This window comes from Parapedobacter sp. (genome assembly GCF_053550995.1).
In genome coordinates, this window is sequence record NZ_JBMQOC010000082.1 from 40,179 (window position 1) to 56,595 (window position 16,417).

The window sequence follows — 16,417 nt, forward strand, 5'->3', positions numbered from 1 at the left end:
ATAATCTTTATGATAAGCCTCCTAGCTTATCAACAGGATGGTGGTGAGACGAGTGGGATGCAACCGGCGGTTTATGTGTATGAGGGTGGTTCTCAGCCACTCCTAATAAATAAAGGGATTTCTTATTTTTTAGATGATTCGGATACCCTATCCGTAGAAACGATATCGAATAATCGGTTCGTCACGTTGGTTGAAGATATTCCTAACCTCGGGATCACCAAATCAACGGCGTGGTTAAAATTCTCTTTAATTAACGAAAGTGCGTCACCGGATTTATTGGTATCTATTGACCAGCCGTCGCTGGATTTCGTCGCGCTGTATACCGTGGGAAATGATGGCGGTATTTCCCATATGGGAACTTCCGGAGAAACTTTTCCTTTTTCTCATCGGCTCTATGATGATAATCCGAATTATGTTTTCCCGATTACGCTCAAAGAAGGGGAAATTGTCGACCTCATATTAGAGGTCCGCACCGTAGACCAGCTCCAGTTGCCTATTTACGTCGGTACCGAGAAAAGTATACTTGAGTTTTTTGCGTTCGGTCAGTTGTTATTCGGAATTTACTTGGGCGTTATCGGTATCATGGTTATTTATAACCTATTCGTCTATCTCTCCGTGCGGGACGTTGCTTACCTGTATTACATAGCTTACATCATCTTTGTCGGTTTGAGCCAGGCGTTATTCAAAGGGTATACCACGCAATACCTATGGCCGGATAATGTATGGATGGCCCTTCATGCTTCACTGATTATCCCGGTGTTGTCCGGAGTTACAACCGGCTTTTTTACGAAACAGTTTTTGCAAGTAAGGCGATATTCGCTGAAACTTGATTGGGGGATTAATATCTTTATCGGTTGTTATTTGATCGGCTTTGTCATTGGAATGATTGATTCGACGCAGACGGGGGTTGAAATCATTCAATTTTGTGCAATGGGTGGCTCGGTTTACTTGCTTTGGGTTGCTGAGAAGATAAGGCGAAAGAATAACCGTGCGGCCTATTTTTACCTGATTGCCTATTCCATTTTCTTAGTTTTTGTAGTCATCTTTGTTTTAAGAAACTTCAACGTCGTACCTTATAACACATTTACGGCTAATATTCTGGAGATTGGGTCGGTAATACAAGTCACCCTCCTTTCATTTGCCCTGGCGGATCGGATAAATACCTATAGAAAAGAAAAAGAAGAATCGCAAGTTAAGGCAATAGCGATTGCAAAGGAAAATGAGAAGCTAGTACGCGAACAGAATATTGTTTTGGAACGGCGGGTAGAGGAACGTACTTATGCACTGAAGGAATCCAATGCGTCATTACAGGAGACTTTAGCGCACCTGAAGGAAACGCAGTCCCAACTTGTTGAGGCAGAAAAGATGGCGTCTCTTGGCCAACTTACTGCCGGGGTGGCCCACGAGATAAATAACCCGATAAATTTCGTAACGTCCAATGTTGCGCCACTTAAACGAGATATTAACATGATTTGGGATGTGCTCGACGAGGTGGAGCGCATAGCGCTGGCTGACGATATACCGTTTGACGAAAAAGCGACGCGTATAGACGCATATAAAGAAGAGATTGACGTACCTTACCTCAAAACGGAAATAGATTTTCTCATTAAGGGAATGCATGAGGGAGCTAGTCGAACAGCTGAGATTGTTAAAAGCCTGCGCATATTCTCACGTGTCGACGAAGAATCCTTGAAATTCGCGGATATCAACGAAGGACTGGAATCCACATTGGTCATTCTCAACAGCGTGATCAAGGAAAATATTACCGTTGTAAAGGAATTTGGTGCTTTACCACCAGTGGAATGCTATCCGGGTAAGTTAAACCAGGTCTTTTTAAACATCATTACGAACGGGATTTATGCCATCAATGAGAAATTTGGCGGGAAGCCGGGAGGTATTTTGGAGATCCAAACGACTGTTGATGCCGAAAATGCCGTAGTAGCTATCCGTGATAATGGGGTAGGTATGTCTGATCAAGTAAAAGAGAAGATGTTTGAACCTTTTTTCACCACAAAAGACGTGGGAGAGGGCACCGGCTTGGGTATGTCTATTGTCTACAATACCATCAAAAAGCACGGCGGTGAAATCAAAGTCGACTCCTCGGTTGGTGAGGGGGTTTCTTTTTTAATCGTTATCCCGCTTAAGCAACAGATGTAATAAGTTTACGTTATTAAATCAATTATGCTATTTTTGCTAAATAGAACATTAACCATATAGACTTCTCCTTGTGTGATGCTCCAATCTCCGGAAATACTTTACATTGACGACGAAGCCAATAACCTGATCAGTTTCAAGGCGACTTTCAGGTACCGGTATCCGATTCATACGGCAATAAGCACGGATGAGGCGAGAGCGGTTTTGCGTTCGAACCCGAATATACGGGTCATTTTCTGCGATCAGCGCATGCCGGGAGAGACCGGTATTGAATTTTTGCATGAGGTTAAGAAAGACTTCCCGCTTCCTGTACGGATTCTGCTGACCGCTTATGCTGATTTGGAAACGGTTGTAGACGCGGTAAATAAAGGGCATATTTTTCGGTTTGTACGCAAACCATGGGTAGAGGAGGAGATTATTTCATCCATCGAAGAAGCCAATAAATTTTTCATTACGGATTCGATGTTGGCGTTGCGAAACGATGAATTGCAAAAAGCCTATGATGAACTTGATAAGTTCGCATATAGCGTCAGCCACGATTTACGCGATCCGTTGACAGGTGTCTTGTCTGCTATCAAGCTGGGGTTGGAGTTCGATTCCGTTGAACGCATCCATGAAATTCTTGCGCTTATGGAGAGCTCGGTGTTGAGGCTGAACACTTATATCAATAGCCTGCACGATTATTATCTGCTGAAGCGGGGTGAATTGACCATTTCCGATATTGATTTTAAAAACCTCTTCGGGTACTTGAAAAGCTTTTACAGTATTTATACGCAGAATAACCATGTGACTTTCTCGATTGAAAGTAATCAAAAAGAAGAATTCAAGAGCGACGAAACGACGTTGAAACTTATTTTACATAATCTGTTGTCCAATGCATTCAAATATCAAAAAAGAGCACATGACAACAAGACCGTCCGGTTATCGGTGGTTGTGGAGGGTGGAAAGGCAATTATCGGTGTGACGGATACGGGTATAGGTATTGCCGCGGGAGACCTTGGTGAGATCTTCAAGTTATTCTTTAGAGGAAACGACCAGGCGGAGGGTACTGGGTTTGGGCTTTATAATGTGAAAAGTGCGTTGGCCAAGCTCCGCGGTGAGATTGAAGTTAACTCCGTGGAAGGGGAAGGAACAACATTTGTAGTGACCATACCCAGTAAATAGAATTAGCCAAACGGTGGGGTCTTATGAGAGCAACTTTTGGCGCAGCAAGAATTCAAGTTGCTCATTTGTGATTTCGAGTTGCGAAAAAGATTCTTTTATTTTTTTCCGTTCGGAGAATATCGCATACGCTCTCTGTATCGTTTCATCCAGCTCTTCTTCGCTCCAGGGTTTGCTCAAGTAATGGAATATCTTTCCTTTATTCACCGCGTCTACTACAGCACTCATATCGGCGTAGCCGGTCAGTAGTATTCGCATGGGGTCAGGATAAACTTTTATAACCTCTTCAAGGAATTCAACCCCTGTCATTTGGGGCATCCGCTGATCGGTAATGATGATATCTATAGGATGCTGCTCGATGATCTGCATGGCATCAATACCATTCAAAGCGGTATATATTTTATATTTAAGACGGAAGGTGGCTTTGAAAGAAATCAAATTGTTCTCTTCGTCGTCTACATATAAGACGGAAATTTTCGTTTCCATGTTTCAGCGGATTTAGAACCCAGGATGCTTTTTTGGCACATCACGGTAATCAATGCCTTGTCAAATTTTTTTAAAGGAAATAGTTAGTCATTTCAACAACCCAAGTTACTAATTTTCGGCTGCAAATAGTCAAAAATCAATAATATTTTAAATGATTATTCCAACGGGGCAATATTAAAATGCCACCTCCCGTTCTGAACCGGAGGTGGCATCAATAACTATGTCGGTGGCTTACGCGCCCAATTGAACCCGCTTGAACACCGTAACCGTTAATCCCTTAGAAACACCATCTAAGAATTGTGCGATGTTCTTCGAGGAATCCTTCACGAATTCTTGGTTCAAGAGCGTAGACTCTTTATAAAACTTGTTAAGCTTACCTTGAGCGATCTTTTCAACCATCTCTTCCGGTTTGCCTTCCGCCCGGATTTGCTCTTTTGCAATCTCCAATTCGCGTTCAATGGTGTGGGTGTCCACATCACCTTTGTCGATAGCCACGGGATTCATCGCAGCAATCTGCATAGCGACGTCTTTTCCGGCTTCATCCGCGCCGTCAGCTGCACTGCTGAGGCCAACCAATACGCCTAAACGATAGTTGCCGTGGATATAGGCAACGACCTTTTCTGCTTCAACTGTCTCATATTTTGAGACATCGATCTTTTCACCGATTTTACCGGTTTGATCAAGTAATAAGTCGGCGATTTTTACGCCATTTATTTCCAGCTGCTTCAGCGCGTCAAGGGAAGCGGGGGCATGGGCTACCGCTTGATCTGCAATGCTCTCACCGAAAGCGACGAAATCCGCATTCTTCGCTACGAAATCGGTTTCGCAGTTGAGTTCGATGATAACACCCTTTTTTCCGTCGGTGGTAGTTTTTGCGATCACTATGCCCTCGTTGGAGTCGCGGTCTTGGCGGCTAGCAGCCACTTTGGCTCCTTTTTTACGCAGATAATCGATTGCAGCTTGGAAGTCACCATTCGCTTCGATTAGTGCTTTTTTACAATCCATCATGCCGGCACCGGTTTGTTGGCGCAGCTTATTTACATCTGATGCTGAAATTTGTACTGTGGACATGCTATTTTCCTTATTTTGTTATGTACGATTGATTTGTTGGTCTTTAACCCTCCATATCTACATGGCGCTAAGCTTCGTGGCGCCATAAATGTAATGGATAAAAAAACCGGATGGTACATGGGTTGACGGAAGTTGATATCTCTTCCAGCGCCCCCTGTCCATCCGGTTTAAATATGCGGTTATTCTCCGTCTTGGCTGCCTTCAGCTTCGGCAGTGGCCTCGGCTTTTGCTTTGCGGGGGCGTTTTCCGTCGGTATCGGCCTTGGCTTCTTCTTTCGCTTCGACTTCAACTTCCGCTTCTTCGCCGTTGTCTATCTTGGCTTTTGCAGCTGCGGCTTCTTTTTCAGCTTCCTCCTCTTTGTCGCGTTTGCGCTCTTCAAGCCCTTCCTGAATTGCCTTTCCAATGATTTCCGTGATGAGGGCAATCGATTTGGATGCATCATCGTTGGCAGGGACAGGGAAATCGATGTTGGAAGGGTCCGAGTTGGTGTCTACCATAGCAAACGTTGGGATATTCAGCTTCATGGCTTCACTTACGGCAATATGCTCTTTCTTCACGTCGATGATGAAAAGGGCAGCCGGCAAGCGGTTCAAATCGGCGATACCCCCCAAGAGGTTTTCCAATTTTACGCGTTCGCGCTGTATCATCAATTTTTCTTTTTTCGATAATACATCGAAGGTGCCGTCTTTGGTCATTTTGTCGATGTTTGACATCTTTTTGATCGACTTGCGGACGGTGGCGAAGTTCGTAAGCATCCCGCCGAGCCAACGTTCGGTCACAAACGGCATGTTTACAGCCTTCGCTTGTTCGGCAACAATTTCCTTCGCTTGCTTCTTGGTGGCTACGAATAGCACTTTTCTTCCTGATTTCACCACCTGCTTGATTGCGGAAGCCGCTTCCTCCAGTTTGGTGAGGGTTTTATTTAAGTCAATGATATGGATGCCATTGCGCTCCATGAAAATGTACTTGGCCATTTTCGGATCCCATTTGCGGGTAAGGTGACCGAAGTGTACACCTGCATCCAACAGCTCTTGATATGTCGTTCTTGCCATTTTTTTGTTCTCCTTAAAAGATTAACGTTTACTGAATTGGAACTTCCTACGTGCTTTGCGGCGTCCTGGTTTCTTACGCTCTACCATCCGGTCGTCGCGTGTTACCAATCCTTTCGCGCGTAGCGCAGGTTTCACCTCGGGGTCTAGGGTAATCAATGCCTTGGCGATGGCTAGGCGAACTGCTTCTGCTTGCCCTTTGATGCCGCCGCCGGCTACGTTAACCTTTACATCATAGTTGCCAGTTGCTCCAGCTACTTCTGTACTTTGGGTCACAATGTATTGTAATGGCAATGTAGGGAAATACTCCTTATAGTCTTTGCCGTTTACGGTAATATTACCGCTGCCTGCGCTCAGGTAAATGCGGGCTACTGCGGTTTTTCTTCTTCCTGAAGTGTTTGTTGTCGACATTTCTTTACTCCTTAGAATTTAACAGTTTTTGGATTTTGCGCTGCATGGGGGTGTTCGTTGCCTGCATATACATACAGGTTCTTGAACAAGACGCGCCCCAACCGGTTTTTGGGTAGCATGCCACGTACGGCCTTTTCCACGATACGCGTGGGGTGCTTCGCCAATAATTCTTTCGGAGAATTGAAACGCTGGCCACCCGGATAACCGGTGTACCGCTGGTACACTTTGTCTTCGAGCTTGTTGCCAGTCAACCTTACTTTGTCTGCATTGATCACGATCACGTTATCGCCGCAGTCTACGTGTGGGGTGTACGATGGCTTGTGTTTCCCCCGGATTACCTTGGCAATCTGGGATGACAAGCGCCCCAAAATCTCGCCCTCAGCGTCAACAACAATCCACTCCTTGTTGACGGTGTTTTTGTTGGCAGAGACAGTTTTGTAACTTAACGTATTCACTTGCTTTGTTTTGAAATAATTAATAAATATATTTAACCCCTTTATTTTAAGGGACTGCAAAGGTACAACAATAAAATTTATTTTTCAAAGTTATGTGGCGAGTAATGATTAAGGTTTCCCGGGTTATGGTTGTGGTTAGCAGCGTATGGTGCATGGTTGGGGTTACCATCGCCCAAGAGACGAAGGTGGCCGGTACCGGGCATACTACCGATAGTTTGATAGTCAAAAACCTGTATGATAAGGGAATGAAGCAGAAGGCATCGGGGCAATTGGCACTGGCGGAAAAGACGTTCGAAACAGTAATCCAGCTACAGCCTGACAACGATCTAGCCCATTCCCAACTGGCTCAGATATACGCGGAAAATGAAGATTTTGCCGCCGCCAGCCATGCCGCATTACGGGCAGCCGAGCTTAAGCCGGACAACGAAAATTATTGGAACATCGTACTGGAAGTATACCGGAAAACCCGAAACGTAAAAGCCATCCCTGTCGTATTGGATGAGCTTATCCGGCTTAATCCCGGAAATGCTTCCTTCTATCACGAGAAGGCTTACGCGTTATTCCTAGACAAAAAGTATGAGGCTGCCTTGGCCACGTGCGACACGATAAGCGCACGATTCGGGAAGACCGATGATCTATACCTCACGAAGCATCAAATTTACCTGGCTCAAGGCAACACGGAGGCAGCCATCGCTGAGTTGGAAGACCTGGTTGCTAGAAAGCCCCGTGAGAGCAAGGCTTATATATTGCTGGCGGAGATGTATACGAAGGTGGACGAAACCAAGAAGGCCATTGACCTTTTGGATGAAGCGATAGCTATCTTCCCCAACGAGCCGCTCGTACTACTTGGCAAATCGGATGCTTACTTGGCCATGGGGGAGCAAAAACAGGCGTATCGTTATCTTAAGGAGGCGTTTGGCAGCGACAGCTTGGGCATGGATGCCAAAGCGGGTATACTGTACAGCGCGCTTGCCAATAAACGACACTCGCTCGATGAGATTTACGTTGCCGAATTGGCCGATTTGTTTACACAGAATTATCCAAAGGAAGTTAAAGCCCATGCGGTGCGGGGTGACATCTACATGCAATTGCAGCAACCGGATGTGGCCCGTGACGCCTATTTGGCAGCGCTGGATATCAACCAGTATATCGAAGGTGTTTGGCAACAGTTGCTGCAAGTCGAACTGCAGTTGGGCCGGTATGACGATGTCGAATCCCATGGAAAGGAAGCGCTGGCGCTCTTTCCCGGTAAGCCGCTCATCTTATTTTTTACCGGTCATGGCTATCTGGCGAACAAGCACTATCAAGCGGCACGTACGCATTTGGAGGCGGCCCTAAATAATGCAAACGGGGAAAATGAGCGGCTCTTGACGCAATTGTACAGCAGTTTGGGCGATGTTTATAATGCGATGGATATGCATGCCGAGTCAGATGTGGCATATGAGGAGGCTATCGCGTTAGACAGTACCAATGCCTATGCTTTGAATAACTATGCTTATTATCTAGCCCTCCGTAAACAGAAGCTACCGCTTGCGGCCGAAATGTCCCGGCGGTCTAATGAATTGGAGCCCGATTACCCGTCGTATCAAGATACGTATGCATGGGTCCTCTTCCAACAGGGCGACTATGAAACGGCGTTGTCATGGATTGAGAAGGCGATAGAGCGCGCTGGCTCCGCATCGGAAACCTTGCTGGAACACTATGGCGATATCCTGGCGAAACTGGGGCATGTAAACAAAGCCGTCGCCCAATGGAAGAAGGCCAGAAACCTTTCCCAAGCGGTTGGCAAGGATATTGATAAACTATCCCAAAAAATCGATGCGAAGCAATACATTGATTAGGTGGGCCGGGTGTTACCTCGTATTGGCGCTGGTGTTTTCATGTGGGCCGAAGAAGCGGGTTGTTTCATCGGGAAGCAGTGAAGAGGAAGTATCAGGGGCGGCGAAGGTGGAGGTGATGGACCGTATTGCCGAACAGCAACTGCACTACAATACGTTCAGTGGCCGCGCCAAAAGTATGCTCACCGTCAATGGGAAGGAACGTTACGATGTGACAGCCAACGTACGTCTGGTACGCGGCGAGGCCATCTGGATTTCAATGACGGCCCTCATGGGCATTGAGGTCGCACGCGTGCTCATTACCCCCGATAGCATTAAAGTCATCAACCGCCTGCGATCCGAATATATCAGAAAGCCTTTTGTATACTTACGTAATTTTACAGGCAACGGATTGGACTTTGCCAGCTTGGAAAGTTTGTTGGTAGGTGATGTGCTTCACCAGATGGCGGGTGATGGTTTGGCGGTTTGGCAGGGTGCCGATGGTTATCTGCTGCAAAGGCAGTCGGAAGGGTTGGGGTATTCCGTGCGCGTGGGTACTGATTACCAAAATAAATATACCGCGATATCGGCGCCGGCACGTAACCAACAATTGGAGGCGTTTTATTCCGATTACCGGTTGGTCGCTGGAAATTTCTTTCCCAATCATATGGAGATTTCGATCACTTCATCTCATCTGACCCTTCAATCCGAGATGCGGTATAGCAACGTGGTTTACGATGAGAAGGTTGAAATGCCTTTCACCGTTCCATCGAGATACACGGAAGTTCAATAATGCAGAACGATGCATAATTATCGGTGTAGATTTATTACTTTCGCAGACAATAATGGGCTGCGAGCTGAGGTTTTAAGTGGTATATAGATGAGTTATCTAAAAGGAACATTAAGCGTAATTGTATTCTTCTTTTTAACGCTGGCTGCTGTCCATGCACAGAGCAGTGCCGAGTTGCGGAAGCAGCGGGAGCAGTTGAATAAGGAGATTGAACGCCTTAACCAAAGCCTGAAAACCACGTCGAGTGATCGAAGCTTATCGCTCAAGCAAGTAAACGCCCTGAATACCCAGTTGCGCCTGCGCGAAAAGAAAATCAGTACCATTAGCAGCGAAATCAAACTGATCAACAATCAGATTGCATCCCACAACAAAACCATTCAGGGCCTTCGTGACCAGCTTGAAAAGTTGCGAAAAGACTATGAGCGCATGATCATGTTCGCCTTCCGCAACCGGAATGCATATAATAAGATGATGTTTATCTTCGCCTCGAAAGATTTCAACCAGGCGTTCAAGCGCGTCAAATACCTTCAGCAATTCAATGACTCGCGAAAGCTGCGCGCCCAAGAAATCGAAGAGACGCAGAAGGAAATTGCCCTGAAAGTGGCGCAACTGGAGGCTAGCAAAAAGGAGCAGGCTTCATTGCTTGCCGAGCAAGAGAGCGAAAGGAAGACCATTGCCCAGGAACAGGGTGCACAATCCAAGGTATTGCAGGCACTTACGACGCAAGAGAAGAAATTCCAGCAGGAGCTGCGGAAGAAGCAGCAGGAGGATGAGCGTTTGGCACGTGCCATCCGAACCGCTATCCAGCGAGAAATTGCGGAACAGCGCCGCATAGAAGAAGAGGCTCGTAAGGCTGCGCTGGCACTGGAAGCCGAGCGGACAGGGAAAACCGTGGCAGAAGTAGAAGCGGAAAAGCCTGCTGTACGCAAAAGCGATACGGAAGTGCTGGCCAATACACCGGCAGCTGCAAAGCTTTCGGCCGACTTCGCCGGCAATCGTGGGCGCCTGCCGTGGCCTGTGCAGCAAGGGATCATTACGCAGCGCTTCGGGCGGCACACCATCGGAAGGAACGTTACCGTTGAAAATGCTGGAATCACTATTCGAACGAATAACAATGCGCAGGTGCAGGCGATTTTCGACGGGACGATCATTCAAGTGGCCAATATGGCTGGATCGTACGCGATTATCGTGCAGCACGGTAAATACTTTACGGTGTATACAAAGCTTGGAAACCCTACGGTGAAGCGTGGGCAGACCGTTCAGCGAGGCCAAGCGTTGGGAACGGCATTGGTGGATCCGCAAGACGGAACATCGGAAGTGCATTTCGAGATCTGGGAAGGGGCGGCCCCGATAAACCCGGAACCGTGGTTAGCCAAGTAGTGCGCGGGTAGTGCGCTTATCGATGCCTTAAGAGCAAATAAGGAATCGATAAACAAAAAATAAACAGTGGAATTAAATATTATACGTACATTTGCAACATCGCCCTGTTTGTGAAGGCAGGGTGGATTAAAAAAATTTAAAACAACGGTTATGGTAGATTCAGTGTTGTTATTTCTTGGTGCCCAAGAGATTATCCTGATTGTTTTAGCGCTTCTCTTATTGTTTGGCGGTCGGAAAATCCCCGAATTAATGCGTGGAATGGGGCGTGGTATCCGGGAGTTCAAAGAAGGACAGAAGGAAAACCCCAAAGCGGAAAGCCCTAAAGAAGAGTTGGAATCGAACAAGCAATAAAAATAACCCGTATCCAATACGGAGAAGGACTTTATGCCAAACTTCTGCCTTGGTGTAAAGTCCATTGATTTTAGCGGCTACTTGTTCAATGATCCATTTTTTATTGATGGCCGTACAATAAAAAATAAATCCTTACGTTTTCACGTAATATATACTTACCCAGTATCGTATTGGTAATTCACTAATAAGCTAACCTATAGCTGAGATGTGAAATTTATGGCATGTGTAGACCAACGTAGTAAAGCATGGTGTTAAATAAGATTTCGGCGATGGCCGTAGGTGGTATGTTATGTGTCCAAGTGGCACTATCCGAAACCCTCCCCATTAATGATCTGTTGTCTGATACATTAACCGCAAAAAATAGTGCCGAACGGACGATTGATATACGACTGGAACTCATAGCAGACAGTATCAATTTCGTTGACCTCGAAGAGGAAGTGGAGTTGTCGCCCATGTTTGAATTCGTGCCGGAAACGGTGGAAGGACGCTTAATATATCTGCAGAAAGAGGTTCCACTTACCTATAATGCCCAGGTACAATCTTATATCGATGCGTACAGTACCGCGCGGTACAAACGGCATCTTGAACAAATGATGGGGCTATCCCGTTATTATTTCCCGATATATGAGCGGGTGTTTTCGCAAGCGGGTATCCCCGAAGAAATTAAATACCTATCCATTGTTGAATCGGCATTGAACCCACATGCCGTGTCACGGGTCGGTGCCACGGGGTTATGGCAGTTTATGTTTGGGACCGCCCGGATGTATGATCTCGCCATGGATAGTTATGTCGACGAGCGGAAGGACCCGATTGCCGCGAGCCGTGCAGCCGCAGCGTATTTTTCAGATGCGTACAACGAATTCGGCGATTGGTTGTTGGCGATCGCTTCTTACAATTGCGGTAAGGGGAATGTATTGCGTGCTATCCAACGGTCGGGGTTAGCCGATCCCGATTATTGGGCCATCAGCCGTTTCCTGCCACGCGAGACCCGCAATTACGTGCCTGCTTTTATTGCCATTACTTACATGATGGAATATGCCGAAGAGCACGGTATTGTTCCTGCGTCGCCGGCTATCCCCCTGCAAACCGAGATCGTATGGGTACAGAAACATGTGCCGTTGCGCGGTGTCGCTCAAGCATTGGACGTGGAAGAAGAGGTGATCAAATCGCTGAACCCGGCCTATAAACGGGGGGTGGTGAACGGCACGGACGATATGCCCAAAAGATTGATACTGCCGGAAGCCCCGCCGCAAGCATACCCGGCATTATATGCTATATTGAATACCCCCAATAAGATGCAAGCATTTTATGCGGCGAATGAAGGCGCTACTAGGGAGGCTGAGAACGCCGTTACCCACCGCGTGCGAAAGGGTGAAACACTCGGTGAGATAGCCAACCGCTACCATGTGAGCGTTCAGGATCTAAAGGTGTGGAATAGGCTAAAGAACAATACCATTGTACCAGGGCAACCGCTTCGCGTGATGGCCTCGGGCGGGAAATCCACTAAATCCTCTGCGGAGTCGCCTGCCAGTGCTTCCTATATCTCCTATCGCGTAAAAAGGGGCGACACGCTGTCGGGCATTGCCCAGCGGCATCAATCGACAAGTGTTGCGGCGATCAAGTCGGACAATGGGTTGCGGAGCAGCCGGATTAAACCGGGGATGACGTTGAAAATAAAAGTAAAGTAGCCTTTGGAATCAGGTTTAGATTAGATAAGCCATGCAGCATCCTCACCGCCGTCATGTTCGCGGAGTTGGACCGTAACATGCTCTTTGAGGATGGTAGAGAGCTTCAAGCCTGAGAAATCACTGAATATCGGAAACTTATGGTGGCTCCTGTCGATCAATACGGCCGTACGCATCTTCTTTAACGGCACATCGAAAAATACACCGATGCCATAGGCCAGTGTACGCCCACTGTTTAATACGTCATCTACCAACACGACGACTTTGTCTTTTGCCTGTTCAATGGGGATATCCGTCTCCGCACGTAAAGTACTGCTCGTTTTGTCCAGGGTAACTTTTATAAGTGTTATTTCGAAGGAGGAGATCCGTTCCAGTTCTGTTTTCAGACGTTGGGCAAATACATAGCCACGATCAGCGATGCCCACCAAGACAATGGCGGTTTCCTCGAAATTGTCTTCCACCAATTGATAGGCAATGCGGGTAATCTTTTTTGCTATCTGCTCTTGGTTGAGGATTAATACCTTTTTCGTAGACATGTTCCTAGTTGTCAGTGCGATGGCCACCCCCGACTTTCAATGCACCGATGGTGATAGTGTCTGTTCTTCGCTTGATCCGCTGGTTTCGGCCGCAGCCAGCATTCGGCCGCCATTGTAGTAGTAGCGTTTCCAGTAGGCATCATTCAAGTCACTGATCATCACACCGCGGCTCGAGGAAGCATGTGCGAATTTATCATCGCCGATGTAAACGCCTACATGGGTAATATTACGGCTGCGTATCTTAAAAAATACCAGGTCACCCGGCATCAGTTTGTCTTTTGCTATGGGGTCCACCTGCGTGTAGGTGTTGCGGCTATTGTGGCCCAGTGTGGTGTTGAAAACTTTATCGTATAACTCATATGCAAATTTCGAGCAGTCCACTCCGCGTTTGGTCTTTCCGCCCAAACGATAAGGGGTTCCTATCCATTCGTATATAAACTGGTAAAGTTTTGTATTCGTAGAAGCCGATACCGCGACGCCCATTATTTGGGAGAAGTAATCTTTAGCTAGATTGTCTGGATCGGAAGGGTTTACAGGCTGGTCGGCCGACGTTTGTGCTTGCGATACAGTAAATAGGCAAGCAAATAGCAGGCAGGCTACTGATATTTTCCTCTTCATGAAATGGCCTTTTTATGAAACATGCAGACATTGATCGATTACAGCATATTACACAGGTAAACCGTGTGCGGGCAAATCTATGCTAAAAATTCCATTGATGCAAAGAAAAAAGTGCTTATAATTGGACATGTTTCAAATCACTCGTTTTTTACTGATTATAAGCTTTTTTGTAGGGATTGCCTATGGCGTAAATGCTCGGGAACAGCCCGATACCTTGAGGGTATTGGCTATTGGCAATAGTTTTTCGCAAGATGCTGTTGAACAATACCTGCACGAGTTGGCGGTGGCGGCCGATAAGCCGATGATTATCGGCAATATGTATATCGGGGGAGCGCCCCTATCGTTACATTGGGAAAATGCACAGGCAGACAAGGCAGCCTATAGTTACCGCAAGATAAATGTTGACGGGGTAAAAACCACCAAAGAAGGCGTTAGTATACGCACGGCGCTGCATGATGAACAGTGGGATTATGTGTCTTTACAACAGGCCAGTCCGCTATCAGGCCGGCCCGATAGTTACGCGGCGCCACTCCCCAAACTGCACCGTTACATCGATAGCGTAACGGATCGCAGCGTGAAACATATCTGGCACCAAACATGGGCGTATGCCGCTAACTCCACCCACCCAGGTTTTGCGAACTATCACAACGACCAGCATGAAATGTACCACGCTATCATGGAAGCATCCGCGAACACGCGGAAGTTGGTTACGATTGATAGGGTGGTGCCCTGCGGTACGGCCATCCAGAGTGCGCGTACCAGTTTCATCGGCGATCACCTTACGCGCGATGGGTATCACCTCGATCTCCACATCGGTCGGTTCATCGCGGCATGTACATGGTTCGAAACATTGTTTGGTGAGCAGGCACCTGTTGAACGCTATCGGCCGGAGGGCGTTACCGTGGCACAGGCGGCTGTAGCGAAGCAAGCCGCTCACGTAGCCGTTCAACAACCCTTTGCCGTTACGGAAATAGCGTCGGTGCAGCGCCCCAATATCCTGCTTATTGTGTCAGACGACCATGCTTTCCAGGCCATCGGAGCCTATGGCCATGGCTTGGTGGCGACCCCCAATATGGATCGGATTGCCCACGAGGGGGCCCGCTTTACGAGCGCATACGTAACCAACTCCATCTGCGGCCCCAGTCGCGCTACCTTACTCACGGGAAAATACAGTCACAAAAATGGCTTCAAAGATAACGCAACGTCTACATTCGACCACGGTCAGGATCTGTTCGTGAAGGGGCTGCAGAATGTCGGCTACCAAACCGCGTGGATCGGCAAGCAACACCTCGGGAATAGTCCGCAAGGTTTCGACTATTACAGCATCCTACCCGGCCAAGGGGCATATTATAATCCCGATTTCATCAACACGGGTGGCGAGCGGGAACACGTAGAAGGCTATGTAACAAACATCATTACCGATAAGGCCGTGGCCTGGCTGGATGGGCGCGATCGCAGTGAACCGTTCTGCCTGGTAATTGGCCATAAGGCAACGCACCGTACCTGGTTGCCGGATACCGCGGATTTCGGCCGCTACGACACGGTCGATTTTCCATTGCCCGAAACGTTCTACGATGATTATGCAGGCCGGAAAGCGGCATCGGGACAGGAAATGAACATCGCCAAGGATATACGGATGGGCTACGACCTGAAGATGGAGCCTGTGGCCGCGGCCGACCGCGAGGGGGCAATCAAGCGGATGAATAGCGAACAACGGCAGAAATTCGATGCGTATTATCAGCCGATCTTTGCAGATTTCAACGCCCAAAATCTTAGCGGCCGAGCCCTGGCGGAATGGAAATACCGGCGCTACATGCGTGATTACCTCAGCACGGCGGCATCGCTGGATCGCAATATCGGACGGATATTGGACTATCTGGATGCAAACGGATTGGCCGATAACACGTTGGTGATTTATCTTTCCGACCAAGGGTTCTATTTGGGTGAGCATGGGTGGTTCGATAAGCGGTTTATGTATGAGGAGTCATTCCGTACCCCGATGTTGGCCCGGTTCCCGGGTACGATTGAGCCGGGATCTGTGGTCGACGGGTTTGTGGAGAATACCGATATCGCACCGACCCTCCTCAAGCTGGGTGGTGCGGAGATACCACAAGATATGCAGGGGTTGCCACTGCAACCTTTGTTCCGCCACCCCGACAGCACCATCCGGGATGCGGTTTATTATCATTATTACGAAAACGGCGAGCACGCCGTTTCGCCTCACTTCGGCGTACGCAATGCGCGGTATAAACTTATCCGCTTCTATGAGCGGGTGGATGCTTGGGAGCTTTTTGATCTCAAGGAAGACCCTCACGAAATGCATAACCTATACGGCAAAAAAGGGTATGAGGCGGTTACTGCCGAGATGAAGCGACTGTTGAAATCGCAGATCGAGAAATTTGAGGATCATGAGGCGGCTGCACTTTTCGCTGCGGATGCAACATAATCAAGTG

15 protein-coding genes are annotated in these 16,417 nt (G+C 47.6%); 8 read left to right on the plus strand and 7 right to left on the minus strand.

What is annotated here, in order from left to right:
* Positions 1 to 9 precede the first annotated feature (9 nt).
* Positions 10 to 2,157: a sensor histidine kinase gene (locus tag ACO1NT_RS11590; protein WP_449048788.1), complete on the plus strand. Its 2,148-nt coding sequence runs from the start codon at positions 10 to 12 to the stop codon at positions 2,155 to 2,157.
* 75 nt (positions 2,158 to 2,232) lie between these two features.
* Positions 2,233 to 3,318: a hybrid sensor histidine kinase/response regulator gene (locus ACO1NT_RS11595; RefSeq protein ID WP_449048815.1), complete on the plus strand. Its 1,086-nt coding sequence runs from the start codon at positions 2,233 to 2,235 to the stop codon at positions 3,316 to 3,318.
* Between the two features lie 21 nt (positions 3,319 to 3,339).
* Here the strand turns inward: ACO1NT_RS11595 and ACO1NT_RS11600 are convergent, their stop codons facing one another.
* From ACO1NT_RS11600 to rplM, 5 genes are all read right to left on the minus strand, one after another.
* Complete coding sequence (locus tag ACO1NT_RS11600) at positions 3,340 to 3,801, minus strand: response regulator (protein ID WP_449048789.1); 462 nt, start codon at positions 3,799 to 3,801, stop codon at positions 3,340 to 3,342.
* A 231-nt stretch (positions 3,802 to 4,032) separates the two neighbouring features.
* A complete protein-coding gene (gene tsf, locus ACO1NT_RS11605; RefSeq protein WP_449048790.1) occupies positions 4,033 to 4,872 on the minus strand; it encodes a translation elongation factor Ts in 840 nt (279 codons plus the stop codon).
* Positions 4,873 to 5,051: 179 nt separating this feature from the next.
* On the minus strand, positions 5,052 to 5,924 hold the full coding sequence (gene rpsB / locus ACO1NT_RS11610; RefSeq protein ID WP_449048791.1) for a 30S ribosomal protein S2: 873 nt from the start codon (positions 5,922 to 5,924) through the stop codon (positions 5,052 to 5,054).
* A 21-nt stretch (positions 5,925 to 5,945) separates the two neighbouring features.
* Positions 5,946 to 6,332 carry a 30S ribosomal protein S9 gene (gene rpsI, locus ACO1NT_RS11615; protein WP_262249355.1) on the minus strand — a complete coding sequence of 129 codons (387 nt, stop codon included), beginning with the start codon at positions 6,330 to 6,332 and terminating at the stop codon, positions 5,946 to 5,948.
* An 11-nt stretch (positions 6,333 to 6,343) separates the two neighbouring features.
* Entirely contained in the window at positions 6,344 to 6,787 is a 444-nt protein-coding gene (gene rplM, locus ACO1NT_RS11620) for a 50S ribosomal protein L13 (RefSeq protein ID WP_449048792.1), read from the minus strand.
* 104 nt (positions 6,788 to 6,891) lie between these two features.
* Here rplM and ACO1NT_RS11625 point away from each other — a divergent pair, with 104 nt between their 5' ends.
* The 5 genes from ACO1NT_RS11625 to ACO1NT_RS11645 all read left to right on the plus strand — a co-directional run bounded on the left by ACO1NT_RS11625 (position 6,892) and on the right by ACO1NT_RS11645 (position 12,813).
* A complete protein-coding gene (locus ACO1NT_RS11625) occupies positions 6,892 to 8,628 on the plus strand; it encodes a tetratricopeptide repeat protein (protein ID WP_449048793.1) in 1,737 nt (578 codons plus the stop codon).
* Complete coding sequence (locus ACO1NT_RS11630) at positions 8,606 to 9,397, plus strand: DUF4292 domain-containing protein (protein ID WP_449048794.1); 792 nt, start codon at positions 8,606 to 8,608, stop codon at positions 9,395 to 9,397. Before ACO1NT_RS11625 ends, ACO1NT_RS11630 begins: the two co-directional genes overlap by 23 nt.
* A gap of 87 nt (positions 9,398 to 9,484) precedes the next feature.
* Positions 9,485 to 10,774: a murein hydrolase activator EnvC family protein gene (locus ACO1NT_RS11635; RefSeq protein WP_449048795.1), complete on the plus strand. Its 1,290-nt coding sequence runs from the start codon at positions 9,485 to 9,487 to the stop codon at positions 10,772 to 10,774.
* 150 nt (positions 10,775 to 10,924) lie between these two features.
* Positions 10,925 to 11,125 carry a twin-arginine translocase TatA/TatE family subunit gene (gene tatA / locus ACO1NT_RS11640; protein ID WP_449048796.1) on the plus strand — a complete coding sequence of 67 codons (201 nt, stop codon included), beginning with the start codon at positions 10,925 to 10,927 and terminating at the stop codon, positions 11,123 to 11,125.
* A 245-nt stretch (positions 11,126 to 11,370) separates the two neighbouring features.
* Entirely contained in the window at positions 11,371 to 12,813 is a 1,443-nt protein-coding gene (locus ACO1NT_RS11645; RefSeq protein WP_449048797.1) for a LysM peptidoglycan-binding domain-containing protein, read from the plus strand.
* 20 nt (positions 12,814 to 12,833) lie between these two features.
* Here ACO1NT_RS11645 and ACO1NT_RS11650 read toward each other — a convergent pair whose 3' ends face one another.
* The gene (locus ACO1NT_RS11650; protein ID WP_449048798.1) at positions 12,834 to 13,346 is read right to left on the minus strand and encodes a phosphoribosyltransferase family protein; all 513 of its coding nucleotides are present in this window, start codon (positions 13,344 to 13,346) and stop codon (positions 12,834 to 12,836) included.
* Positions 13,347 to 13,382: 36 nt separating this feature from the next.
* The gene (locus ACO1NT_RS11655; RefSeq protein WP_449048799.1) at positions 13,383 to 13,964 is read right to left on the minus strand and encodes a C40 family peptidase; all 582 of its coding nucleotides are present in this window, start codon (positions 13,962 to 13,964) and stop codon (positions 13,383 to 13,385) included.
* A 127-nt stretch (positions 13,965 to 14,091) separates the two neighbouring features.
* On the opposite strand from ACO1NT_RS11655, the gene ACO1NT_RS11660 reads away from it, so the two are divergent.
* Positions 14,092 to 16,410 (plus strand): DUF4886 domain-containing protein, encoded by a 2,319-nt coding sequence (locus ACO1NT_RS11660; RefSeq protein WP_449048800.1) that lies wholly within the window; start codon positions 14,092 to 14,094, stop codon positions 16,408 to 16,410.
* Positions 16,411 to 16,417 lie beyond the last annotated feature (7 nt).